Here is a 22353-nt window from a genome sequence, read left to right on the forward strand (position 1 = left end):
CCACCTCCTACAGGCTTCGCACCACCTGGGGCAGGACCCGCTGGAAGGCCTCTGCCTTCTCTATGTCCTTTAGGCCCGAGATCCGCCGGGCGTGGTTGGCCCGGTGCTCCGCCCGTTCGGCGTAGTAGCGCCGCAGGTACGCCTGGGATGCAAAGACCTCCATGGCCTTAAGCTTCTTCTCCCACACCGGGGTGATGTCCAGGAAGAGGTTGGGCACGAAGCCGCAGAGCTCCGGCTGGTGGGGTTCAAAAAGGAGGAACTCCGGCGGGCGGATAGTCTTAAAGGCGCTCGCCACCCCTGCGCCCGAAGCCAACTGCCGGGCGAGCTCCGTGGCCTCGTAGGCCACCGGGTGGTCGGGGTTGAAGGGGTCCTTGGGGGTATGCGTCATGAGCACATCCGGGGCGAAGTCCACCAGAACTTCCACCAAGCGCCCTAAGGCTTTCTCGTCCACCCGCAAGGGGTAGTCCCCCAGGTCCAGGGGCACAAACTCGGCTCCCAGAATGGCCGCCGCCCGGCTTGCCTCCTCCTGGCGGATGGCTTTCACCCGCTCCAGGGTCTGCCCCGGCTCCTTCCAAAGCTCCCCCGACTCCCCCCGCTCCCCATAGCTCAAGGCCACCACCAGGGCCTTACCCCCTTGGGCCACGGTGAGGGCGATGGCCCCACCGGCCCGCCACACGAAATCCGCCGCATGGGCGCTCACCACCAACAGGCGCTTCACTCCTTCCCTCCCCTCGCCAGCTTTGCGGGTACAGTCACCGCCATATGCCGCACCTCCTCGTCGCTAAACCCGGCCTGCAGGAGCCGGTCGGCAAAGAGGGCAAGCCCTTCCTCCACAGGCGGGTTGGCCGGCTGGCCGAGGTCCGTGGACAGAAGGCTCTGTTCCACCCCCGCCTCCCGGATGGCGCGAAAGAGCTTCTCCCAGGGAACCTTCCCCGTGTGGGAGGGTGCAAAGCAACGTTCCAAATACACCCCCTGGGAGGCCAGGTAGCGCTGGTCGCTCAGGGGAAGGTCTTGGGTGGGATAGTCGGGGTGGGTGACCACCACGTGGGATACCCCTTCTTCCAAGGCCGCCTCCACAACCTTCAGGATTTCCTCCCGCGAGAGATGCCCCGTGGCCACCACCATCTGGTGGCGGGCGGCAACCTTGAGAACCGCCCGGGCCTCGGGCCTCACCTTGCCCTTGGCATCCAGGACCTCTATGGGGGGTGGTAAAAGCCCTGCCTCTCGGAAAGCTTCCTGTAGCTTAGCCCACTGGGGCCTCTTCCCTGGGGGCAGCCCCGCTACCTCGCGGGCCTCGTTGGCCGCGTCCACCGTGGGGAACCAGAGGAAGCGAGCCCCAGCCCGTGCGGCGATCTCCACCGCCAGGGGGTTTAGCCCCCCTACCCCGTGGTTGAGCACGATGGCTCCCAGGACCTCTACTCCGGGCACCGCCCCCCCCACCACCTGGGCCCGTTCCGCCGTGGGGGCGTAGTGGGACTTCAGAACAAACCCCCTAAGGCCCACCTGGCGAAACCGCTCGGCCAGGGCTAGATCGTGGATCCTCCTGGGAAGGATGTCGGGTTCCACGTGGACGTGGAGGTCGTAAGCCCCCTGAACCAGGGCCCAAGCCCGCTCGCTGGGCGTCATAGCGGGCCTCCCTTCGCCTGGCGCAAAGCCGCCAGAACGCCTTCCAGGTGCTCCCGCATGGCCCTTTCGGCCCCCTCCTCGTTGCGGGCGGCCACGGCTTCCAAAATTCGGGCGTGTTCCTCTAGCGAGCGCTGTGAACGCCCGGGAACCAAAACGGTCCGGTACTGGTGGCGCACCCCTTGGGCCCTCAGGGCCTCGATGAGCCGCTTGGCCGTCTGGTGCCTCGAGGCCTCCACCAGGGTCCGGTGGAAGGCGGCGTTGAGCTCGGACATGCCCAGGAGATCCCCTTGCGCGAACCGCTCCCGCATCTCTGCGAGGATTTCCCGAAGCCGGGCCACCTCCTCCGGCGTGGCGCGGCGGGCGGCGTAGCGGGCCGCCAGGCATTCCAAAGCCATGCGGGCCTCGAGGACCTCCACCGCCTCTTCCTCCGAGATGGCCCGCACCCAGGCCCCACGGTAGGGAGCGCTTTCCACCAGACCATCCTGCTCCAGCTTGGCCAAGGCGGTGCGGATAGCGGCCCGCCCAAGGCCGAAGCGCTCGGAAAGGTCCTTTTCTACAAGGCGCTGCCCCGGAAGGAGTTCCCCCGTAAGGATAGCCTCCCGCAGGAGATGGTAGGCCTGCTGTACCTCCGTGGTCTTGTCCGCAGCCGGCATTAGGCCTCCTCCACCGGGGGGACCCCGTAGGTGTGGAAGGTTTCCACCGTCTTCAAGCCCCAGGCCTGCCCCCTCTTTCGCTCCTCCTCGTTCCAGACGATGGGCCTCCAGTCGGGGGCAAGGAGGAGGCGCGCTCCGGGGCAGGCGATCTCAAAACGGCATCCACCGGGCTCGTAGACGTAGAGGAAGAAGGTCTGCTGAATGGCGTGCTTGTGGGGGCCCGTTTCAATGTGGACCCCGTGTTCCAAGCAGATGTCCGCCGCCCGCAGGACCTCCTCTCGGCTGTCCACGGCGTAGGTGAAGTGGTGTAGCCTACCCCTCACTCCCAAGTGGTCTTTCGTCACGGCCACATCGTAAGTCTTGTTGTTGCACGTAAGCCAGGCCCCCTGTTCGCTCCCATCGCTAAAGATGATCTGCTCGGTGACCTTCATGCCCAAGAAGCGCTCCATGAACTCCCGCACCGCCCCCACGTCGGACACCAGGATGTTGATGTGGTCCAATCGCCTAAGGTTCGCTCCCCTTCCCGGGAAGCGGGAGGCCTGGTTCTTGAGGGCAGGGCGGGTAGCCTCGGTGGGGGTGTACCAACGGGTTTCGTAGTAAAGCTCCATTAGGTGCCCATCCGGGGTGCGGAACCGGTAGGCGGGGCCGTGCCCCAGGTCCCCATCTGTCCACCCCTCCCCAAGGCCGGAGGCCTCGAGGGCCTTCACCCGACGGGTTAACGCTTCCGGGCTCTTGACACGAAAGGCGAAATGGCCCAAAGCGGGCTTGGTGCCCGCAGTGAGCTTGAGGGTATGGTACTCGTAATCATCCCAACCCCGAAGGTAAACGGAATCCCCCTCCTGCCCGCTTACCGTCATCCCCATGACCTCGGTGAAGAACGATAGGCTGGCCTCGGGTTTGGGGGTGATGAGCTCCACGTGGCCCAGGTGGGCTAGGTCGCCATAAGGCCAACGGGCGTATTCGCCTCCTTCCATAGGGAATACCTCCTCAACGGCTAGGCTACCCTAGCGTCAACCAAATTGTCAACAATTTATTCCGAGGTTCGGGTTCGCTATAGCGGAACACCCCCGTAGCCACCCCTCCCCTTTTTGCCCTACCCTGGGTCTTGGAGGCCAAAACATGGTGCAAACGGCGAAACCCGTGCGGTTATACATTGGCGGCGTTTGGCGGGAGGCACAAACCGGAAAGCGCTTTGTTCGTAGGAGTCCCCTGGATGGGGAGATGGCAAGCGAGGCGGAAGCGGCGGGCTTTGAGGACGCCCGAGAGGCGGTGGAAAGCGCCGAAAAGGCGTTTTTCACCTGGTCGGAAACGCCCCCAAGCGAACGGCGCGAGCTACTTTGGCGGGCCGCAGAGGCCCTCGAGGCCAGGAGGCCCGCCTTCGTGGAGGCCATGGTAGCGGAAACGGGGAGCACCCCTGGGTGGGCCGAGTTCAACGTACACCTGGCAGCGGGAATGTTCAAGGAGGCCGCCGCCCTCACCACGCAAATCACAGGGGAAGTCATCCCCTCCGACCGGCCAGGAACCCTTGCCTTCGCCATCCGTCAACCCGTGGGGGTGGTCCTCAGCCTTGCGCCCTGGAACGCCCCCGTGATCCTGGGAGTGCGTGCCCTGGCCACGCCCCTTGCCTGCGGTAATACCGTGGTTTTCAAAGGTTCCGAGCTTTCCCCCAAAACCCACGCCCTTATCGTGGAGGCCTTGGAGGAAGCGGGGTTTCCCCCGGGGGTCGTTAACTTCCTTACCACTTCCCCCGAAGACGCTCCCCAGGTGGTGGAGGCCCTCATCGCCCACCCTGCCGTGCGCCGGGTCAATTTTACCGGTTCTACCCGTACGGGAAGGATAATTGCCGAGCTTTGCGGGCGCCACCTGAAACCGGTCCTGTTAGAGCTCGGTGGTAAGGCACCGGCCATCGTGCTTAGGGACGCTAATCTGGAAGAAGCGGCCAACGCTATCGCCTTTGGTGCATTCGCCAACCAAGGACAGATCTGCATGTCCACCGAGCGGCTCGTGGTGGAAGAAGCGGTGGCGGATGCCCTGGTGGAGCGGCTAGCGCAGAAAGCCCAACGCCTTGCCGTGGGAGATCCCCGTCGGGAACCCGTGGCGCTCAGTTGTCTGGTGGATCCCAAGGCCACAGACCGCGTGGCTGAACTCCTCGAGGAGGCCCTCGCCCAAGGGGCCACGCTCGTAGCCGGTGGACGGAGGGAAGGCCCCTTCCTCTGGCCTACCGTAGTGGACCATGTAACCCCTAAAATGCGCCTCTACCACGAGGAATCCTTTGGCCCGGTGGTGGCGGTGGTGCGGGTCAAGGATGAAGAGGAAGCCCTGAGGGTGGCCAACGACACCGAGTACGGTCTCTCCGCAGCCATCTTCACCCAGGACATCGCCAAGGGCCTCCGGCTAGCTAAGCGGATTCAGTCCGGCATCTGCCACATCAACGGTCCCACGGTCCACGACGAGCCCCAGATGCCCTTTGGGGGCGTGAAAGCTTCCGGATTTGGGCGCTTTGGCGGCCGGGCTGGAATCCATGAATTCACTGAGCTTCGCTGGATCACGGTACAAACGGAACCTCTGCACTACCCCTTCTAAAGGGCTGCACTTTATGGAGGAGGTGAACCATGAAGGAAACCCGCAGGTCTTTTCTCTGGAAGGCCCTAGCCACCGGGGCGACCCTCCTGGTCCCGGGCAGGGCACAAGGCCGCACGGTGCGGATCGGCTACTCCATCTCCAAAACGGGGCCTTACGCTACGGGAGCGGGCATCACAACCCTGCCCAACTACCGCCTTTGGGTGGAGGAGGTCAATGCTACTGGAGGGCTTAAACTGGCCACGGGCCCCACACGGGTTGCGGTGGTGGAGTACGATGACCGCTCCACTCCCGAGGAGGCCATCCGGAACATAGAGCGCCTTATTGTCCAGGATCGGGTGGACTTCGTCTTGCCTCCCTGGGGCACGGCGATGAACCTCGCCGTGGCTCCCGTTTTCGCTCGCCACGGTTACCCCCAGTTGGGGGTGGCCAACCTGAGCGAAAAGACCCCTGAGCTGGTGCGGCGCTGGCCCAGCTACTTCTCCTTCCTAGGCCTACCTTCCCAATACGCTGAGGCCCTCGCTCTTTTGCTTCGCAACCTGGCTGCGGCCGGCAGAATTGGGCGGCGCGTGGCAGTGGTACACACGGACGACGAGTTCGGCTTAGAGCTTTCCAATGCTTTCCGCCGGGCAGCGCAAAAGGAAGGCCTGGAACTGGTCTACTTTCAGAGCTACCCGCAGGGCTTCAGCGACTTCGTTTCGCTCCTCAATGCGGTTAAAGGCCGCAACCCCGATGCCTTCGTTGCCTTTAGCTACCCAGCGGAAACCCTCGCCTTCCCAGAAGCGGCAGCGGTGGTGGGCTTTAACCCGGCGGTCTTCTTCCTTGGGGTCGGCACAGCCTTTCCTGTTTTCCGCCAGCGTTACGGAACCAGGGCCGAAGGCGTGATGGGATTAGGTGGCGTGGTGCCCAATCAAGCCTGGCGGAACTATTTGGAACGGCACAAAGCGGTGACAGGCCAGGAGCCAGACCGCTGGGCAAGCCAGGTAACCTACGCCTCCCTTCAGGCGCTGAGAGGGGCTATTGAAAAGCTGGGGAAAGTAGACCGTTTCCAAATCGTACGCCTCCTGCGCCAGGAAACCTTTGATACCATCCTTGGGCCGCTAAAGCTGGAGGGCAACATTTTCCGTGGCAACTGGCTCATCGGCCAGTGGCAGGACGGCGAGTTTGTGGCGGTGATGCCGGAACGGCCGGGAGCTGCTTCCCCGCGGGTACCCAAGCCCGCCTGGAACCGTTAAATCCATGGTGCTCCTGGAAGCCCTCATCACCGGGGGCATCGCTGGGGGGGTCTACGGGCTTCTCGCCCTGGGCCTTTCCCTCCAATACGGGGTGGCGCGCATCCTCAACCTAGCCTATGGAGAAGCGGTTATTCTGGCTGGCATCGCCACCTTCTTGCTTTACCAAGGCTTGGGGCTTAGCCCCTTAGTCTCCCTAGCGGTTTTGCCCCCCCTTTCCTTTCTCCTCCACCTCCTTTTCCACCGCATCCTCTTTCTTCCGTTGGTAGGACGAACCCTGGCCTTGGACGGAACCACGGAAGGGCGAATTATTCTCCTGACCTTTGGGGTCTCGTTTCTGGTCCAGGGGCTTTTGGCCGCCGAAGGGGGAGGAAGAATCTTTAGCTACAGCTACCTAAGCCAAGGGGTAGCGCTTGGGCCAAGCGCGGTGGCCCTTAATCGCCTATTGGCCTGTTTCCTGGGGCTAGCCTTGATAGGCTTGACCCATCTCTTCCTCAGGCGAACCCGCATGGGCATGGCCATACGGGCCCTGAGCCGGGAACCCGAGGAAGTCCTTCTAGTTGGGGTCCCTGCCGCACGCTTGGCGGGTTACCTGTTCGCCTTGGGTGGGGGAGTGGCGGCTGCCGCTGGGGTGCTCTTCAGCATGTTTCTGGCCCTCACGCCCGCCATGGGTCCTGAATTCACACTCAAAGCCTTAGTGGTGGTGGTTCTAGGTGGCTTGCAAGGTACGGCGGGGGTTTTGGTTGGTGGCCTGGTGTTGGGCGTGGCTGAGGCCCTTGTGACCCGCCTTGTAAGCCCTGGCCTGAGCCTTGCTGCCGTCTATGGGCTTTTTGTCCTCGGGGTGCTCTATTTGCGAGGACAAAGGGAGACTGTGCGGCAATGAAAGGATACTTGGGTTTCTTCTTCTTGTTGGCCCTGGCCTTGCCCCTTTTCGGAAGCGAGTACCTCCTCTCTGCCGGGGTTTCGGTCATCCTTTACGCCACGCTGGCGGCTACCTGGGCCACGTTCACGGGCCCTGCGCGGTATCTGAGCCTGGCCACTTCTGCGTTTTTCGGGATAGGGGTTTACACGGTAGCCCTCCTCCATCCTTACCTACCCTGGCCTGCGTTGGTACCCTTGGCCTATTTGTTTAGCGCCCTTCTGGCTCTAGGAGTAGGCCTTGCCACCCTAAGGCTCCAGGGGATTTACTTCACCGTCTTCACCTATGGCCTGGCGGAACTGATCCGCCAAGGTGTAACCTGGATCCAACGCAACGTAGGTGGGTCCGTGGGCAACTACATCTTTGTGGAGATAAGCCCACTAACCCTTTACTACACCCTGGTAGGCATCTCCCTGGTCGCCTTAATCGCCGGGCTACGCTTCCAGGAAAGCCGGTTCGGGCTCGCCCTCACCGCCACGGGGGATGACGAACTGGCGGCCCGCCACGCCGGGATACCGGTCTTCGGGCTTCGGATAGGGGTTTTCGCCCTCACGGCTGGGATTATGGGTGCGGTGGGGGCCGTGGTGGCCCCGCGCTGGGTCTACGTGGACCCCGGGCTCGCCTTTAACCCCAACCTCTCTTTCCTTACCGCCGTCACCGCTCTGCTCGGGGGCTTGGGGAATCCGGCGGGAGCCTTCTTGGCCGCTCCCCCCTTGGTGCTCGCGTATGACTTTCTAAGCGGCCGCTTTCCCCACCATGCCACAGCCCTCATGGGACTGGGTTTCATCCTGCTGGTTTACTTCTTGCCTCGAGGCCTCCTGGGCCTCTTTCCTACCCCAAGGCCCCAGACACCACGCCACCCCCAGGCGGCGCAAAACCCTGCGCCCAAGCTCCCGCAAGGACCACTCCTGCAAGCCCAAAACCTCACCAAGGCCTTTGGGGGGTTGGTGGCGGTGGCGCAGGTGGACTTAGAGGTACGGCCGGGAGAAGCGGTGGGCCTCATAGGCCCGAACGGTTCGGGGAAGACCACCGTTTTGGGCCTTCTCGCAGGTACCCTAAAACCCGATGGAGGGCGGGTGCGCTTCCTGGGACAGGAGGTAACCGGTCGGCCTCCAGAAACCCTGGCCCGGCTTGGCCTGGCCAGGACCTTTCAGCAGATACGCCTCTTCCCCTCCCTCAGCGTTTACGCCCACGTTTACCTCCCCTTGTGCTTCCAAGATGCCGAGAAGGCGGGGGGCCAGGCCTGGGCGATTTTGGCCAGGGTGGGCTTGGAGGAGAAGGCCCACCTTTACCCCGCCTCCCTGACTTATTTGGACGCAAAGCGGCTAGAGTTGGCCCGGGCCCTGGCCCTTTCCCCTCGGCTTCTCCTTTTGGATGAGTGGTTGGCGGGGCTGAACCCTGCGGAGTTGCAGCAAGCAGTTACCCTTCTCCACGAGCTTCAACGGGAAGGGATATCCCTCCTCATCGTGGAACACCTGATGCCCGCCATCCGAGCCTTGTGCGACCGCGTCTATGTCCTCTCTTTCGGAGAAATCATCGCCCAAGGGCCCACCGAGGAGGTTTTGCGTCACCCGAAGGTGGTGGAGGTCTACCTGGGGGTGGAGCATGCTTGAGGCGCAAAAGTTTAGCGTTGCCTATGGAGCCCACCGGGCGGTGGAGGGGGTAACGATTCGCTTAGGCCCAGGTGAGGTGGTGGCGGTGCTCGGCGCCAACGGGGCGGGGAAAAGCTCCCTTTTGCGGGGGCTTATGGGCTTAGCCCCCGCTCAGGGCAGGCTCTTGTTGGAGGGGGAGGACGTGAGTTTCCTAGCGCAGAGGGGATTGACCGAGGCCTTGGTGGGGAGGGGGCTCGTGCTGGTGCCGGAGCGGGGTGGAGTGTTCCGCAGCCTATCTGTGCGGGAAAACTTACTCTTAGGTGGCTACCGGACGGGCGAACCTCCATGGCGGGACATCTTTTCCCTCTTCCCCGCCCTCGAGGCCCGCCTCGGACAGCGGGTGGGCTCCATGAGCGGAGGCGAGCAACGCATGGTCGCTCTAGCCCGAGCCCTAGCGGCCAGGCCTCGGTACCTCCTGTTGGACGAGCCTACCCTGGGCCTTGCCCCCCTTTTGGCCAAACGCCTCCTGGCCACCCTCAAGGCCTTTGCCGCCCAAGGTGTGGGCGTTCTTTTGGTAGAGCAGAATGCGGGCCTAGCGCTCCAGGTAGCGCAACGGGCCTACCTCCTTCAGGAAGGGCGCATCGTGCGCGAGGGCTCTGCGGAAACCTTGCTCCACGATCCCATCGTGCGCCAGGCCTACTTGGGGGGCTGATCCTCGCGCTCCTCCAGGATGAAGACCCTAAGCCTCCCAGGGGGTGTACCCAAGACCTCCTGGAAGATTTCCTCCGCCTCTTTCCTAATGCGTTCCCTAAGCTCTTGGCTTAAGGGTTCCTTGCCGGCCACCAACACCTCCAACATGGGCACGGTCCACCTCCGCTAGACAAAGCGCAAGGATAGGGCCCTTCCCCCCGTCCCCACCAAGGTGAAGAGGTCGCCCGGGCGGGCCACCTGCACCGGGGCCCAGGCCCCGGACATGACGATGTCCCCCGGCTCCAGGGCCACCCCGAAGGCGGCCAGGGCGTTGGCGAGCCAGGCCACCGCCCTGGCCGGGTGCCCCAGGCAGGCCGCCCCCGCCCCCTGGGCCACCACTTCCCCGTTCTTGTAGAGCACGAGGCCCAAAGCGGAGAGGTCCTCCTCCAGCAAGGCCCGCTCCCAAGGCCCCACAAAAAAGGCCCCGAAGGAGGCGTTGTCGGCGATGGTGTCCTCTATGCGGATCCGCCAGTCCCGGATGCGGGAGTCCACGATCTCCAGGGCGAAGGCCACCGCCTCCGTGGCGGCCAGCACCTCCTGCGGGGTCACGTGGGGGCCCTGAAGGCGCCTTCCCATGAGGAAGGCCAGTTCCCCTTCCACCCGGGGCTGGAGGAAAAGGGAGGCCTCCACCTCAGCCCGCTCCCCCACCCCCAGGAAGCGGCTCGCCCAGAGGTTGCCGAAGTCCGGCTGGTCCACGCCCAGCTGCTCCTGGACCGCCCTCGAGGTGAGGCCGATCTTGCGCCCCACCACCCGGTCCCCCTTGGCGAGGCGCAGGCGGTTCCAGGCCTCCTGGACCCGGTAGGCGGCCTCCAACCCCTGGAGGCCCCGCTCGGAAAGGGGTTCTATGGGCCTCCTCGCCTCCCAAGCCGTTTCCAGCTCCTGCGCGAAGGTTTCGGGGCTCATGGCTCACCGGTTGGCGATGCAGACGTTCTTGGTCTCGTAGTAGAACTCGTAGCCGTAATGCCCTCCCTCGCGGCCAATCCCCGACTGCTTGGCCCCGCCGAAGGGCACCCGCAGGTCCCGCACGAACCAGTCGTTCACCCAGACCGTGCCCACCTCGAGGGCCTCCGACACCCGCACCGCCTGGCCCACGTCCCGGGTCTGGACAATAGCGTTCAGGCCGTAAGGGGTGTTGTTGGCGAGGGCTATGGCCTCCTCCTCGGTGTCAAAGGGCATCACCACCACCATGGGGCCGAAGATCTCCTCCTGGCAGACCTTGTCCGAGGGCTTCACGTCCACCACCACCGTGGGCTCCAGGAAGTAGCCCTTGTCAAAGGGGTGGGGTAGCTCGGGCCGCTTGCCCCCCGTGAGGATGGTGGCGGTTTCCCGGGCGATCTCCACGTAGGACATGACCTTCTGCAGGTGCTCCTCAGCGATGAGGGCCCCCATGCGGGTCTCGGGGTCCAAGGGGTCCCCCACCTTGAGGGCCTTGGCCGCCGCCACCAGTTTGTCCAAAAAGGCCTCGTAGATGGAGCGCTGGACGAGGAGGCGGGAGCCTGCCAGGCACACCTCCCCCTGGTTGAAGAAGCTTGCCCGCAGGGTCACCTCCACCGCCCGCTCCAGGTCGGCGCTTTCAAAGATGAGGTTAGGGGCTTTCCCCCCGAGCTCCATGGAGAGCCGCTTCAGGGTGTCGGCGGCGTTTTTCATGATGACCTTCCCCGTGGTGGTCTCCCCCGTGAAGGAAACGAGGCGCACCAAGGGGTGCTTGGTGAGGAGCTCCCCGGCGGAGTTGGGCCCGAAGCCGTGGACCACGTTGAAGACCCCAGGGGGAAGCCCCGCCTCGTGGGCGCAACGGGCAAGGAGCCAGGCCCCCAAGGGGGTGAACTCCGCCGGCTTAAGCACGGCGGTGTTGCCGAAGGCCAGGGTGGGGCCAATCTTCCAGGTGGCGAGCATGCTGGGCATGTTCCAGGGGGTGATGAGGGCCGCCACCCCCACGGGGAAACGCAGGACGTAGTTGATGTAGCCGTTTTCCATGGGGTAAGCCTCGGAGCCGTGGGTCACGGCGAAGTCGGCGAAGAACTCTATGTTGTTCGCCATGCGGTCCACATACCCGAGGCGGTTCTCGTGGATGGGCCGCCCCACGTCCAGGCTTTCCAGCACCTCAAAGACGGGTTTGTACTCCCGGATCTTCTCGGCGAAGCGGCGGAGATAAGGCCGCCTCTGGCTTGGGGGCATCTTCCCCCACTTCTGAAAGGCCTCGTGGGCCGCCTGCACCGCCATCTCCACCTCTTTTTCCCGCCCCTCGGGGGCGGTGCCGATCACCTCCCCCGTGGCCGGGTAGACCACGGGGAAGAAGTTCTCCCCCCGCACGAACTCGCCGCCGATGTAGTGGGTCACATCGAGGGGAAGCTCAAAGGGAAAGCCCAGCGCCTTAAGCCGCTCCACCGTTTCCTTGTAGATTTTGGGCTCCACCATGGTCCAACCTCCTCACTCCACCCGGGCGAGGAGCACGCCCCCCTCGCCCCAAAGCTCCAAAACCCCTTGCCCTAAGGGCGCCGCCGGTGCCGGGGAGCCCAGGAAGATCACCTGGCCCGCCCGAAGCCCCCCAACCCGCTCCGCCAGCCAGGAAAGCCGCACCCCCGGGTCCCCCAAGGCCTCCACGGGGCCCTCCGCCACCTTCTCCCCGTTCAGGTAAAGCCGAAGGACCCCTTTGGGGGGGCGGGCGTACCGCTTGGTGCCCAAAAGAAACCCGCCCCCTGAGGTGTTGTCCGCCACCACCTCTATGGCGGTGAAGCGGTATCCTTCCCACACGGAGTCCAAAAGGTCCACTGCCAGGAAAAACCCTCCGATGGCGGCATAGGCCCGGCCCGCGGAGGCCCCGGGAGGCACGTCCTCCCTGAGCACCACCGCCACCTCGGGCTCCACCCGGGGCTGGATAAAGCAGCTAAGTACCGGCTTCTCCCAAAGCATCCCTGGGTGGACCCGGCCAAAGGTGGGCTCGGAAAGGCCCATCTGCCGCTGCTTGGCCTCGGAAACCAGCCCGAGCTTATACCCCTTCAAGGGCCCCGGGAAAAGGGCCTCCTGGATGCGGTAGGCCCCGGAAAGGTCCACACCCCAGTCCCGGCCGCCAGGAAGGGTTTTGCCCGTTTGGCGGGCCTGCCGCACCGCCTCCAAAAGCGTCATGCCCCCTCCTTGTCCGAAAAGAGCACCCCTCCCGCCGCCCACTGGTCGCGCCGCACCTCGTAGAGGATGACGCGGATTTCCTCGTGAGGTTCCTGCAAGAGGCGCGCCGCCATCTCCGTCAGCCGCCTCACCAGCTCCCGCTTTTTCTCCAGCGGGCGCCCCTCCAATAGGGTCACCTTAAGGACTACCATCTCCGTGCCCCCTTACAAGGCCCGCCGAAGAGGGGTAATCCGGGACACCAAACCCCCCAAGACCGGACCTAACCTTCCTGGGCCCGCGAAACGAGGCCGCTTCATAGCCCCTTCCTAGTCGGCCAAGGCCCCGGCTTCCTTCTCCTTGAGCTCCAGGGCCACCCGCAGGATCCAGTCCTCCTGCCCCGCCACCGCCTGGCGCCGGCCAAGCTCCAAGAGGATGGCCAAGGGGTCCACCCCAAACTCCTTGCCAATGCGCTTGGCGTGCAAAAGGAAGGTAGAGTACACCCCAGCATACCCGATGGCGATGGAGTCCCGGTCCGGGTAGGGCTGGAAGTGCAGGATGGGCCCCATCACGTACTCCGCCGCGTCCAGGAGTTTGAAGACGTCCAGCCCCGGGTTGAGCCCCGCCTTGTCCAAAACCGCCGCCAATACCTCCGTGGCCGCGTTCCCAGCCCCCGCCCCGTACCCCCTTAAGGTCCCGTCCACCCAGTCCGCCCCAGCCGCCAGGGCCGCCAGGGTGTTCCCGATGGCCAAGCCCAGGTTGTTGTGGGCGTGGAAGCCCACCTGGGCCCGGGTAAGGGCCCCCTTCAGGGCCTTCACCCGGGCGTAGGCGTCCTGCGGCAGCATGGCCCCCGCGGAGTCCACGATGTACACCACGTCCGCCCCGTAGGACTCCATGAGGCGGGCCTGTTCCGCCAAAAACTCCGGCGGGCGCATGTGGCTCATCATGAGGAAGCCCACCGCTATGAGGCCCATCTCCTTGGCCATCCCGAAGTGCTGCTCGGAGATGTCCGCCTCCGTGCACTGGGTGGCGATGCGCACCATCTGGATCCCCGCCTCCACCGCCTCCCTCAGCTCCTTGCGGGTCCCGATCCCGGGAAGGAGCAAGGCCGCCACCTTGGCCCGCCTCACCTCCTCCCGCACCGCCCGGATGAGTTCCAGCTCGTCCACGCGGGAGAAGCCGTACTGCAGGGAGCTACCCCCAAGCCCGTCCCCGTGGGCAACCTCTATCCCATACACCCCAGCCTCGTCCAAGGCCCGGGCGATGGCCCTGGCCTCCGCCACCGTGTACTGGTGCCGGTGGGCGTGGGAACCGTCCCGCAAGGTGGTGTCCACCACCACCGGCGGCTTGGCCCCTTCTAGGTCCCAGCTCACGCCACCACCTCCCCCACCGGCTTCCCCAAAAGGTGCTGGGCAAACACCTCCCCCACCCGCCGCGCTGAAGCCGTCATGATGTCCAGGTTCCCCGCGTACCTCGGCAGGTAGTCCCCAGCCCCCTCCACCTCCAAAAGCATGGACACCACCGTCCGCTCCCCCCAGGGCGTGGGCAGCCGCTCAAACACCGGGTCCGCCTTCAAGCGGTACCCCGGCACGTAGGCCTGCACCTCCCGCTCCATGGCCCGCACGCTGGCCACAATGGCCTCCCGCTCAAAAGCCTCCGTCTCCGGGACCACCCGCACCGTGTTCGTCATGATGATGGGCGGCTCCGCCGGGTTCAGGATGATGATGGCCTTCCCACGCCTCGCCCCACCAATCGCCTCCAGGCCCCGGGCCGTGGTAAAGGTGAACTCGTCAATGTTCTGCCGCGTCCCAGGTCCCGCGGAGCGGGAGGCCACCGTGGACACCATCTCCGCGTACAGGGCCGGCACCACCCGGTGCACCGCGTACACCAGGGGAATCGTGGCCTGGCCCCCGCAGGTGATCAGGTTGACGTTCTCCTTGTCCAGGTGTTCCTTCAGGTTCACCGGCGGCACCACGTACGGCCCCCGCGCCGCCGGGGTCAGGTCAATGGCGATCTTCCCCGCCTCCCTCAAGAGCTTGGCGTGCCGCACGTGGGCCTTGGCGCTCGTGGCGTCAAAGACGATCCGGATCTCCGGCCTCTCCAAAAGGTACCCGATCCCCTCCGGGCTCGCCTCCAAACCCAAGGACCGGGCCCGCGCCAAACCCTCCGAATTCGGGTCTATCCCCACCACCGCCACCAGCTCCATGTGCCCAGGGTCCTTCAAAAGCTTGTACATCAAATCGGTGCCGATGTTGCCTGAACCGAGAATGGCTACCTTGACCTTGTCCATGCTGGCTCCCCCATGTACCCGAGCCGCTCGGAAACGGCACGGGTGGCCTCGAGGATGGCCCTCCGGTACTCCTCCTTCATCTGCTGGAAACGGTAAAAGGGCACGGAGAGGCTCATGGCGGCGATGACCTCTCCCGTGTGGTCGCGGATGGGAGCGGCCACGCAGCAAAGCTCCGGCACCACCTCCTCGATGTCGTAAGCGTAGCCACGTTCCCGCACCGCCTGGAGTTCGGTTTTGAGCTCGTCCAAGGTGGTGATGGTGTTGGGGGTAAAGGCGGGCATCCCCCGTGCCGCCAGAATCCTTTCCACCTCCTCCCAGGGGCGGAAGGCCAAGAGGACCTTCCCCACCCCGCTGCAGTGGGCCGGGAGTTCCACCCCTATTCCGGTGTTCACCACCCGCACCGCCCGGGTTCCCTCCAGCTTCTCCACGTAGACCACCCGGCCGCACTCCAGAACCGCCAGGTGGGTGGTCTCCCCGTAGCGGGCCACCAGCTCCTCCATGGCCCGACGGGCCTCCTGCCGCCAGGAGCTCGTGGAAAGGAGCACCTGGGAAAGGGCAAGGATGCGCCAGCCCAGGCGGTACCGCCCCTCCCGGCTGCGCTTCAAGAGCCCGATCTGGCTCAGGGTGGCCAGGAGGGAATGGGCGCTGGACTTGGGGATGCCCAGGGCCTTGGCCACCTCGCTTACCCCCCACTCCGAGCGGTCTTGGGAGAAGAGTTCCAGGACCTCGCCAACCTTCTGTACCGTTCCCAGCATGGGCCTCACCTCTGAGGGTAACCTCTCTCGCCTTTGGCGCCGATACCTCGTTTCAGGATATACGAACTGCTCGTTCGGCATAGAAGAACGATGCCCTTGCGGCCCCACCGCTTATCGGCCTAAGGTGGGGTTGAATCACCCGTAAGGGATCCACAAGGGAGGTAGAGCCCGTGCCCAAGCCGGAACTCCGCATGTCCACCGAAGAGTTGGAGCGCCTCCGCGATCGCTACCGGGAACTCATCGGTTTCGTCCCGCCTAGAATCCAGGCCCGGACGGACCTGCTTGCCCGGTTGGACCCGGATACCCTGCGGATGCAAGAAGAACTCCGGGCCCGCCTCATGTATCCCCCCTGCTTTGACGTGAAGACGGCTCAACTCATGCTCTTTGGCATGCTCCTTATGGACCTTTCCGATGCCGCCAAGCTCCACGCCATCGCCGCCCGGCGGGCCGGGGCCACCTACGAGGAGCTCAATGCGGTGGTGGGGCTTGCCTTCCTCTTCCGGGGGCTGCCCGCTGCCAACCGCGGGGCTGAAGTAATCCAGGAGATCCTTCGCATGGAGGAGGAAGGGAGGCTGTGATGGAAGGGTTTGATGTGGTGCAGTTGGCGCATGCGGAGATCTTGACCCCTAACCCCGAGGGCACCTTGTGGTTTTTCACGGAGCTCTTGGGCCTCGAGGTCAGCGCCCGTGATGGGAACTCCGTCTACCTCCGGGCCTACGAGGACTGGTATCACCACACCCTTAAGATCACCGAGGCCAAGGAGGCGGGCTTAGGCCACATCGCCTGGCGCACCGCTTCCCCAGAGGCCCTAAAGCGGCGGGTGGAGGCCCTCGAGGCATCCGGCCTGGGAAAGGGTTGGATAGAGGGGGATTTGGGCCACGGCCCCGCCTACCAGTTTGTCACCCCCGATGGGCACCGGATGGAGCTCCTTTTTGAAGTGGAGTACTACGAAGCTCCCCCCGAGAAGCGGAGCAAGCTCAAGAACCGTCCTTCCCGAAGGCCTTTAAGAGGCGTTCCGGTGCGCCGTCTAGACCACGTGAACTGCCTCTGCTCCGAGGTCACGCCGAACCGGCGCTTCTTTGAGGAAGTGCTTGGCTTCAAGCTTCGGGAGCAAAAGGTGCGCGGGGAAGGCGAGGAGCTTGGGGCCTGGCTTTCCGTGAGCCCTCTGGTCCACGAGATCGGCCTTATGCGGGACGCCACGGGTTCAAAGGGGCGCTTCCACCACATCGCTTTCTGGTACGGGTACCCCCAACACCTGATGGATTTGGCGGACCTGTGCATGGAATACGACGTGCGGATTGAGGCAGGGCCGGGCAAGCACGGGACCACGCAGGCCTACTTCATGTACGTCTTTGAGCCGGGGGGAACCCGGGTGGAACTCTTCGGCGACACCGGCTACCTCATCTTTGACCCCACCTGGAAGACGGTGGTCTGGGACGTGACCAACGTGAACGACCTGGAAAAGAGCACCATCTGGTTCGGCGGACAACTCCCGGAAACGTTTTACACGTACGGTACACCCCCCATAGCCAAGGGCGTGGCATTTTGAGGACAAAATTGTTGACACTTTAGCCACCTATATGCTAGCCTAGACGCGGAACCCAAGGAGGGGAAGATGCGCAAGCTAAACCGCAGGCAGGTACTCAAGGCAGGACTCGGACTTTTAGGGGCCACCGCTTCTACGCGCTTTGTGAACGTTTACGCTCAAACCCGTACGTATACGTTGCGCTTTGCTAACTACTTTCCAGCGCCCGCAGCCCAGAGCAAGCTTATAGATCAATTCGCCACCGATATCCAGAGGCTTACGGGAGGGCGGGTGCGTGTGGAAACCTACCATGGCGGTACGCTTTTAGGTCCAGCCGCCATCTACGATGGGGTAGTTCAGGGCGTGGCCCACCTGGGCATCACCAACCTAGCCTATAACTTTGGCCGTTTCGCCGAGACCGAGATCCTGGACTTACCCCTCGGTTTCCCCAATGCGTGGGTGGCCACCCATGTGGCCCACGAGTTCTACGAGCGCTACCGCCCAAAGGAGTGGGCCGATACTGTAATGATTACCTTGCACGCTTCCCCGGTGATGGAAATCTTCAGTGCGCAAAAGCCCGTGCGTCGCCTAGAGGACCTCAGGGGTATGACCCTGCGCGGCGTAGGGTATATTGGCCGGTTTGCAGAGGCCTTAGGTGCCACAGCCCGTCCCATCCCCATGCCTGAGGCATACGATAACGTTTCCAAAAGGGTAATTGACGGGTTGATGATCCCTTACGAAACGCTTGTCACCTTCCGCCTCGGGGAAGTCATCCGCTATGTCACGGAAATCTGGCAAGTGGGCCAGGTACACACCTTCTACATCGTAGCTAACCAGCAAGCGTGGAACGGGCTTCCCCAGGAACTGCGAGATGTGATCAGCAACTACGTGAAAAGCGAATTTGTAGAAAAACTTGCCGCTATGTGGAACCAGGTGGACATAGATGGGTATCGCTATGCCGTCAAGGATACCAAGGTGGACGTCATTCAACTTCCCCAAGAGGAGATAGCCCGTTTCACGCAGGCCGCCGACCGTCTTATCCAGGACTACACCCGCAACCTAGCTGCCAAAGGGGTAAGCGAAAGCGAGGTGCAGGCGCGCCTTCGTTTTATCCGCGATCGCATCGCCTACTGGTTGCGCGAACAAGAACGGCGGGGCATCAAGTCCTCCACCGGTCCCGCTTCCGTTCGGATCCAGCTCTGATCCCCTCCGGGAAAAGCCCCGCGAATTCTAAAGCGGGGCTTTTCCCGACGAAAGGGCGCTTTATGGGGTTAAGGCAACGCATCTTTGTCTTGGGAAAACTCGGTGAGGCAGTCGGGGTATTCGGTCTTTGGGTCATGCTAGGCACCACGCTTTGGGACGTTATAGGCGCCAAGGTATTCAAGTCCCCCCTGAGTGGGGCCACGGAATTGGTAAGCTTTGCGCAGCTCTTGGCGGTAGGTGCTGGTATGGGCATGACCCTCCTCCTGGGCCGCCACATCCATGTGGAGTACGCGCTACACCTCTTGCCTCATCCGCTCAGGGGACTTCTCAGCGCCACGGGCCAACTTTTGATCGCTGCATTCTTTGCCACCATCGCCCTATATACTTGGCGCTTTGCACAAGGGCTTGTCCTATCCGGAGAGGTCCTACCGGGGCTGCGGGTCCCCGTGTATCCCTTCGTGTACGCCTTTTGGGGACTATTGGTATTGAATTCCCTCTATGGGTTCTATCTGTTCCTAGAGGGACTCTTGAAGATAAGGGAGCGCCAATGAACCCCACGGAACTCGGACTGCTGGGCATCCTCGTTCTCCTAATCCTCTTCGGCTTGGGTGTACCGGTGGCTTTTGCCATGGCCTTGGTGGGCCTTGTGGGTATGGCGGTTCTCATACCGCTGGATGCCGCTGCTAGCTTAGCTGCCCGCGATGTCTTTAACCAGTTTTCCAGCTATAGCCTCAGCGCCATTACCCTCTTTGTCCTAATGGGCTACTACGCTTCCATGGCAGGCCTGGGTGAGGTGCTGTACCGAGCCTTCTACGCCTTGGTGGGACCCCTGCGGGGAGGGTTAGGTGTGGCCACGATTTTGGCCTGTTCTGGGTTTGCCTCCGTTTCTGGTTCCAGCGCCGCCACCGCTGCTGCCATGGGACGCATGGCCCTTCCGGAAATGCGGCGCTATGGCTACGATCCTGCTTTCTCCGGGGCCACCGTGGCCGCAGGGGGTGCCTTGGGCATCCTCATCCCTCCCAGCACCGTTTTCTTGGTCTACGCCTTTCTCACTACCCAACCCGTGGGACACCTTTTCTTGGCAGGGATACTTCCTGGCATTGTACTTACCCTTCTTTTAGCGGCCACTGCCTACGGGGTGGCCCTTTGGCGCCCCAACTCGGCTCCACCCGCAGAGTCCAAACCTTGGGAAGAGCGTTTCCGTGCGCTTCTAGGTGCATGGCAGGTTCCCCTCTTGTTCGTCTTGGTTGTGGGAGGGCTTTTTTGGGGATGGTTCAGCCCTACACAGGCAGGAGCTATTGGAGCAGCAGGCTCCCTGGCTTTTGCCGCCATTAACCGCCGGTTCACCTGGGCAAGCTTTGTGGCAGCCACTGCAGAAAGTTTACGCACATCCATTATGATCCTCACCCTCATCGCCGGAGCAACGTTGTTCGGTCGTTTTCTCGTCCTCACCCGTATACCTTTCCACCTTGCCGATTGGGTGGAAACCCTTCCTCTAGGTCCAGAAAGTATCCTTTTTGCCATTGTTTTCATCTTCTTTCTGGGGGGTTTTTTCATGGACTCCATGGCCCTGGTCACCCTCCTGGTTCCCGTCTTCTTCCCTGTAGTCCAGAGGTTAGGGTTTGATCCCATTTGGTTTGGAGTCTTGGTGGTGCTAACAGCGGAAATGGGGGTTATTACCCCCCCGGTGGGGGTGAATGTATATGTGGTGAAAGCCATGCTCCCCGACGTTTCCTTAGAAGCCATCTTCCGCTGGGTGATGCTTTTTCTGATCCCCCTCTTTGCCTTGGTTGGCCTTCTTTTCCTGTTCCCGCAACTGGCGCTTTGGCTACCAGGAACCCTGGGGAGGTAAAGATATGCGCTCCAAAGCGGATGTGGCCATCGTTGGTGCCGGACCTGCTGGCCTTCTGCTAGACCACCTCCTTCACCGGGAGGGGCTTAGCGTGGTGGTCTTGGAGGCCAAGACCCGGCGGTACCTAGAAACCAGTCCCCACCGTATCCGCGCGGGAGTTATGGAGTGGGGCACCCGGGAAATCCTGGTCCAGGTAGGCCTTGGGGAAGGCCTATTGCAAAATGGCTACGAACACCAAGGCATCTACCTTGCCCACGCCGGCGAGCTCCGCCGCATAGATTTTCCTAGCCTCGCCGAGGGATGGCGCATCTGGGTCTATGGCCAGCAGTACCTTGTGCGCGATATGATAGCTCGCTTTTTAGAAGAAGGAGGGGAAATCCTTTTTGAACACGAGGTGATAGGCCTGGAAAACCTCGCGAGCGCACCCAGGGTTCGTTACCGCACTCCCGAGGGCCGAGAAGCGGAGCTGGAAGCCACCTTCGTGGTGGGGGCTGATGGCTCCCATGGCCGCATGCGAGCGTTCATCCCTGGCCTCTCCCTCAAAGAAAGGGTTTACCCCTTCGCTTGGCTTGGGATCCTGGCAGAGGCGCCCCCGGCGGCGGACGAGCTTATCTATGCCAGCCACCCTCGAGGCTTCGCCCTCTTCTCCATGCGCTCCAAAACGCTGGCCCGCAACTACCTCCAGGTGTCCCCGGAGGAAAACCTAGAAGAGTGGCCAGAAGAACGCATTTGGGAAGAACTAAACTTGCGCCTTGAGGGGGTAGCGCAGGTCCAGCCCGGCCCCCTTTTGGAAAAAAGCCTAACCCCCCACCGGGCCTTTGTGGCCGAACCCATGCAGTATGGTCGCCTTTTCCTCATAGGGGATGCCGCCCACGTGGTGCCCCCCACGGGGGCTAAGGGGATGAACCTGGCGGTGGCCGATGCGGTGGCCCTGTTCCAGGCCTTTTGGGCTTTTTTCAAAACCGGTGATGAGGCAAAATTAAGCCGCCACACGGAAACCTGCCTGGAACACGTGTGGCAGGGGGAATACTTCTCGTATTGGATGACCCACCTCCTCCATACCCACCCCGACCCCTTCCGCGAGGGCCTTCGCCAAGCCGAGATCAAGCAGGTACTAGCCTCAGAACCCCTCCAACGATTCCTAGCCACCAACTACACAGGGCACCACACCACGGGCCGATGGGTGGGGACCCTAGCTTAAGGTTCGGCTATTTTGACCCATCTGTTCGGTTATTCGGAACGTCCTCCTTGCTCAGGAAGCCGCAAGGGGTAAACTTTAGCCAGACCCTCACGGGAGGTGGTGTATGCACCAGCGCAGGCAAGTTCTGAAGTGGTTACTTGGCACCACGGGCGCTCTGGCCGTGGGCAAGGTTTGGGCCCAGCGGTACCCCTCGCGGCCCATCACCCTCATCGTCCCCTGGTCTCCTGGGGGAAGCACAGACCTCACCGCCCGGGCCTTGGCCCCCGTGTTGGAGGGGATTCTCAAGGTCCCGGTCCAGGTGGTGAACCGCACCGGGGGTGCTGGAGCCGTGGGCCACGGGGCCATTGCCCAAGCCCGGCCTGACGGCTACACCATCGGCATCATTACCCTCGAGGTCGTGCTACCCCCTTGGGTTGCCCAAACCAAAATCAGCGCCGACATGTTCTCCCCCATCTCCCTCCTGGTGCTGAATCCTGTGGCCGTGGTGGTGCGCCAAGATGCGCCCTGGAAGACCATACAGGAACTCATCCAGGATATCCGGCAAAACCCCGGAAAGTACAAAGCCTCCGGCACGGCCAAGTGGGGGTCCTACGATTTCGCTCGCCTGGGATTCCTCTGGAAGCTTGGGCTTAAGGACGAAGCGCTTCCCTGGGTGCCCGCCCAAGGCGCGGCAGCGGCGCTCCAAGAACTCATCGCCGGGGGCGTGAACGTGGCCTTCGTGGCCATCGGCGAAGCGGCCAACCTGGTGCGTTCCGGCCAGGCCCGTTACCTGGCCTTCATGACCGAGAGCCGCTTCCCCGCCTTCCCCGAGATCCCCACCTTGAAAGAGCTGGGCATAGACTGGACCTTTGCCTCCTTCCTCATGGCGGCGGCGCCCAAGTTCACCCTACCCTCGGTCATAGATGTGTTGGATAAGGCCTTCGCCCAGGCGGTGCAGGACCCGGAGTTTGTGCGTTTCATGCAGAACGCCAATCTGGTCATCCGCCATCTGGACCGCAAGGCAAGCCCGGCTTTCCTCCAGGAAAGAACCCAGGCTATGAACCGGATCGTGCAGGAGCTAGGCCTGAAGTTCTGAG

Annotated in this window: 24 protein-coding genes; 12 read left to right on the forward strand and 12 right to left on the reverse strand. The window is 63.2% G+C overall.

Annotated features, from left to right (window positions below):
• Nucleotides 1-7: 7 nt before the first annotated feature.
• The 4 genes from A0O31_RS00385 to A0O31_RS00400 are packed head-to-tail and all read right to left on the reverse strand — an operon-like array spanning nt 8 to nt 3253.
• The gene (locus tag A0O31_RS00385; RefSeq protein WP_071676193.1) at nt 8-718 is read right to left on the reverse strand and encodes a PIG-L deacetylase family protein; all 711 of its coding nucleotides are present in this window, start codon (nt 716-718) and stop codon (nt 8-10) included.
• Complete coding sequence (locus tag A0O31_RS00390; RefSeq protein WP_071676194.1) at nt 715-1626, reverse strand: DUF6282 family protein; 912 nt, start codon at nt 1624-1626, stop codon at nt 715-717. Before A0O31_RS00390 ends, A0O31_RS00385 begins: the two co-directional genes overlap by 4 nt.
• Entirely contained in the window at nt 1623-2279 is a 657-nt protein-coding gene (locus tag A0O31_RS00395) for a GntR family transcriptional regulator (RefSeq protein ID WP_071676195.1), read from the reverse strand. The genes A0O31_RS00390 and A0O31_RS00395 overlap by 4 nt, the downstream gene beginning before the upstream one ends.
• Nucleotides 2279-3253: a catechol 2,3-dioxygenase gene (locus tag A0O31_RS00400; protein ID WP_071676196.1), complete on the reverse strand. Its 975-nt coding sequence runs from the start codon at nt 3251-3253 to the stop codon at nt 2279-2281. The genes A0O31_RS00395 and A0O31_RS00400 overlap by 1 nt, the downstream gene beginning before the upstream one ends.
• Before the next feature lie 145 nt (nt 3254-3398).
• On the opposite strand from A0O31_RS00400, the gene A0O31_RS00405 reads away from it, so the two are divergent.
• The 5 genes from A0O31_RS00405 to A0O31_RS00425 are packed head-to-tail and all read left to right on the forward strand — an operon-like array spanning nt 3399 to nt 9314.
• Nucleotides 3399-4862 carry an aldehyde dehydrogenase gene (locus tag A0O31_RS00405; protein ID WP_071676197.1) on the forward strand — a complete coding sequence of 488 codons (1464 nt, stop codon included), beginning with the start codon at nt 3399-3401 and terminating at the stop codon, nt 4860-4862.
• Nucleotides 4863-4891: 29 nt separating this feature from the next.
• Entirely contained in the window at nt 4892-6094 is a 1203-nt protein-coding gene (locus A0O31_RS00410) for an amino acid ABC transporter substrate-binding protein (protein ID WP_071676198.1), read from the forward strand.
• 4 nt (nt 6095-6098) lie between these two features.
• Nucleotides 6099-6974 carry a branched-chain amino acid ABC transporter permease gene (locus A0O31_RS00415; RefSeq protein ID WP_071676199.1) on the forward strand — a complete coding sequence of 292 codons (876 nt, stop codon included), beginning with the start codon at nt 6099-6101 and terminating at the stop codon, nt 6972-6974.
• On the forward strand, nt 6971-8623 hold the full coding sequence (locus tag A0O31_RS00420; protein ID WP_071676200.1) for a branched-chain amino acid ABC transporter ATP-binding protein/permease: 1653 nt from the start codon (nt 6971-6973) through the stop codon (nt 8621-8623). Before A0O31_RS00415 ends, A0O31_RS00420 begins: the two co-directional genes overlap by 4 nt.
• Nucleotides 8616-9314: an ABC transporter ATP-binding protein gene (locus tag A0O31_RS00425; protein WP_071676201.1), complete on the forward strand. Its 699-nt coding sequence runs from the start codon at nt 8616-8618 to the stop codon at nt 9312-9314. The genes A0O31_RS00420 and A0O31_RS00425 overlap by 8 nt, the downstream gene beginning before the upstream one ends.
• Here the strand turns inward: A0O31_RS00425 and A0O31_RS12930 are convergent.
• The 8 genes from A0O31_RS12930 to A0O31_RS00460 form a co-directional block, all read right to left on the reverse strand.
• Complete coding sequence (locus A0O31_RS12930) at nt 9299-9460, reverse strand: hypothetical protein (protein WP_203226796.1); 162 nt, start codon at nt 9458-9460, stop codon at nt 9299-9301. The genes A0O31_RS00425 and A0O31_RS12930 overlap by 16 nt on opposite strands.
• Nucleotides 9461-9478: 18 nt before the next feature.
• On the reverse strand, nt 9479-10255 hold the full coding sequence (locus A0O31_RS00430; RefSeq protein ID WP_071676202.1) for a 2-keto-4-pentenoate hydratase: 777 nt from the start codon (nt 10253-10255) through the stop codon (nt 9479-9481).
• A 3-nt stretch (nt 10256-10258) separates the two neighbouring features.
• Nucleotides 10259-11767 carry an aldehyde dehydrogenase gene (locus A0O31_RS00435; RefSeq protein ID WP_071676203.1) on the reverse strand — a complete coding sequence of 503 codons (1509 nt, stop codon included), beginning with the start codon at nt 11765-11767 and terminating at the stop codon, nt 10259-10261.
• A gap of 12 nt (nt 11768-11779) precedes the next feature.
• On the reverse strand, nt 11780-12475 hold the full coding sequence (locus A0O31_RS00440; RefSeq protein WP_071676204.1) for a 2-keto-4-pentenoate hydratase: 696 nt from the start codon (nt 12473-12475) through the stop codon (nt 11780-11782).
• Nucleotides 12472-12666, reverse strand: coding sequence for a tautomerase family protein (locus A0O31_RS00445; RefSeq protein WP_071676205.1), 195 nt, complete (start codon nt 12664-12666; stop codon nt 12472-12474). The genes A0O31_RS00440 and A0O31_RS00445 overlap by 4 nt, the downstream gene beginning before the upstream one ends.
• A 114-nt stretch (nt 12667-12780) precedes the next feature.
• Nucleotides 12781-13824: a 4-hydroxy-2-oxovalerate aldolase gene (gene dmpG, locus A0O31_RS00450; RefSeq protein WP_071676206.1), complete on the reverse strand. Its 1044-nt coding sequence runs from the start codon at nt 13822-13824 to the stop codon at nt 12781-12783.
• On the reverse strand, nt 13821-14741 hold the full coding sequence (locus A0O31_RS00455) for an acetaldehyde dehydrogenase (acetylating) (RefSeq protein ID WP_071676207.1): 921 nt from the start codon (nt 14739-14741) through the stop codon (nt 13821-13823). Before A0O31_RS00455 ends, dmpG begins: the two co-directional genes overlap by 4 nt.
• Nucleotides 14723-15496: an IclR family transcriptional regulator gene (locus tag A0O31_RS00460; RefSeq protein ID WP_071676208.1), complete on the reverse strand. Its 774-nt coding sequence runs from the start codon at nt 15494-15496 to the stop codon at nt 14723-14725. Before A0O31_RS00460 ends, A0O31_RS00455 begins: the two co-directional genes overlap by 19 nt.
• Before the next feature lie 191 nt (nt 15497-15687).
• Here A0O31_RS00460 and A0O31_RS00465 point away from each other — a divergent pair, with 191 nt between their 5' ends.
• The 7 genes from A0O31_RS00465 to A0O31_RS00495 all read left to right on the forward strand — a co-directional run bounded on the left by A0O31_RS00465 (nt 15688) and on the right by A0O31_RS00495 (nt 22352).
• Complete coding sequence (locus A0O31_RS00465; RefSeq protein ID WP_420833570.1) at nt 15688-16074, forward strand: carboxymuconolactone decarboxylase family protein; 387 nt, start codon at nt 15688-15690, stop codon at nt 16072-16074.
• A complete protein-coding gene (locus A0O31_RS00470) occupies nt 16074-17045 on the forward strand; it encodes a catechol 2,3-dioxygenase (RefSeq protein WP_071676210.1) in 972 nt (323 codons plus the stop codon). The genes A0O31_RS00465 and A0O31_RS00470 overlap by 1 nt, the downstream gene beginning before the upstream one ends.
• Before the next feature lie 66 nt (nt 17046-17111).
• Nucleotides 17112-18224: a TRAP transporter substrate-binding protein gene (locus A0O31_RS00475; protein WP_071676211.1), complete on the forward strand. Its 1113-nt coding sequence runs from the start codon at nt 17112-17114 to the stop codon at nt 18222-18224.
• A gap of 134 nt (nt 18225-18358) precedes the next feature.
• The gene (locus tag A0O31_RS00480) at nt 18359-18775 is read left to right on the forward strand and encodes a TRAP transporter small permease (protein WP_237259050.1); all 417 of its coding nucleotides are present in this window, start codon (nt 18359-18361) and stop codon (nt 18773-18775) included.
• Nucleotides 18772-20076: a TRAP transporter large permease gene (locus A0O31_RS00485; protein WP_071676213.1), complete on the forward strand. Its 1305-nt coding sequence runs from the start codon at nt 18772-18774 to the stop codon at nt 20074-20076. Before A0O31_RS00480 ends, A0O31_RS00485 begins: the two co-directional genes overlap by 4 nt.
• Nucleotides 20077-20080: 4 nt before the next feature.
• Nucleotides 20081-21277: a 4-hydroxybenzoate 3-monooxygenase gene (locus A0O31_RS00490; RefSeq protein WP_071676214.1), complete on the forward strand. Its 1197-nt coding sequence runs from the start codon at nt 20081-20083 to the stop codon at nt 21275-21277.
• A 103-nt stretch (nt 21278-21380) separates the two neighbouring features.
• On the forward strand, nt 21381-22352 hold the full coding sequence (locus tag A0O31_RS00495; protein ID WP_071676215.1) for a Bug family tripartite tricarboxylate transporter substrate binding protein: 972 nt from the start codon (nt 21381-21383) through the stop codon (nt 22350-22352).
• Nucleotide 22353: the final 1 nt, after the last annotated feature.

It is taken from the genome of Thermus brockianus (assembly GCF_001880325.1).
GTDB lineage: Bacteria > Deinococcota > Deinococci > Deinococcales > Thermaceae > Thermus > Thermus brockianus.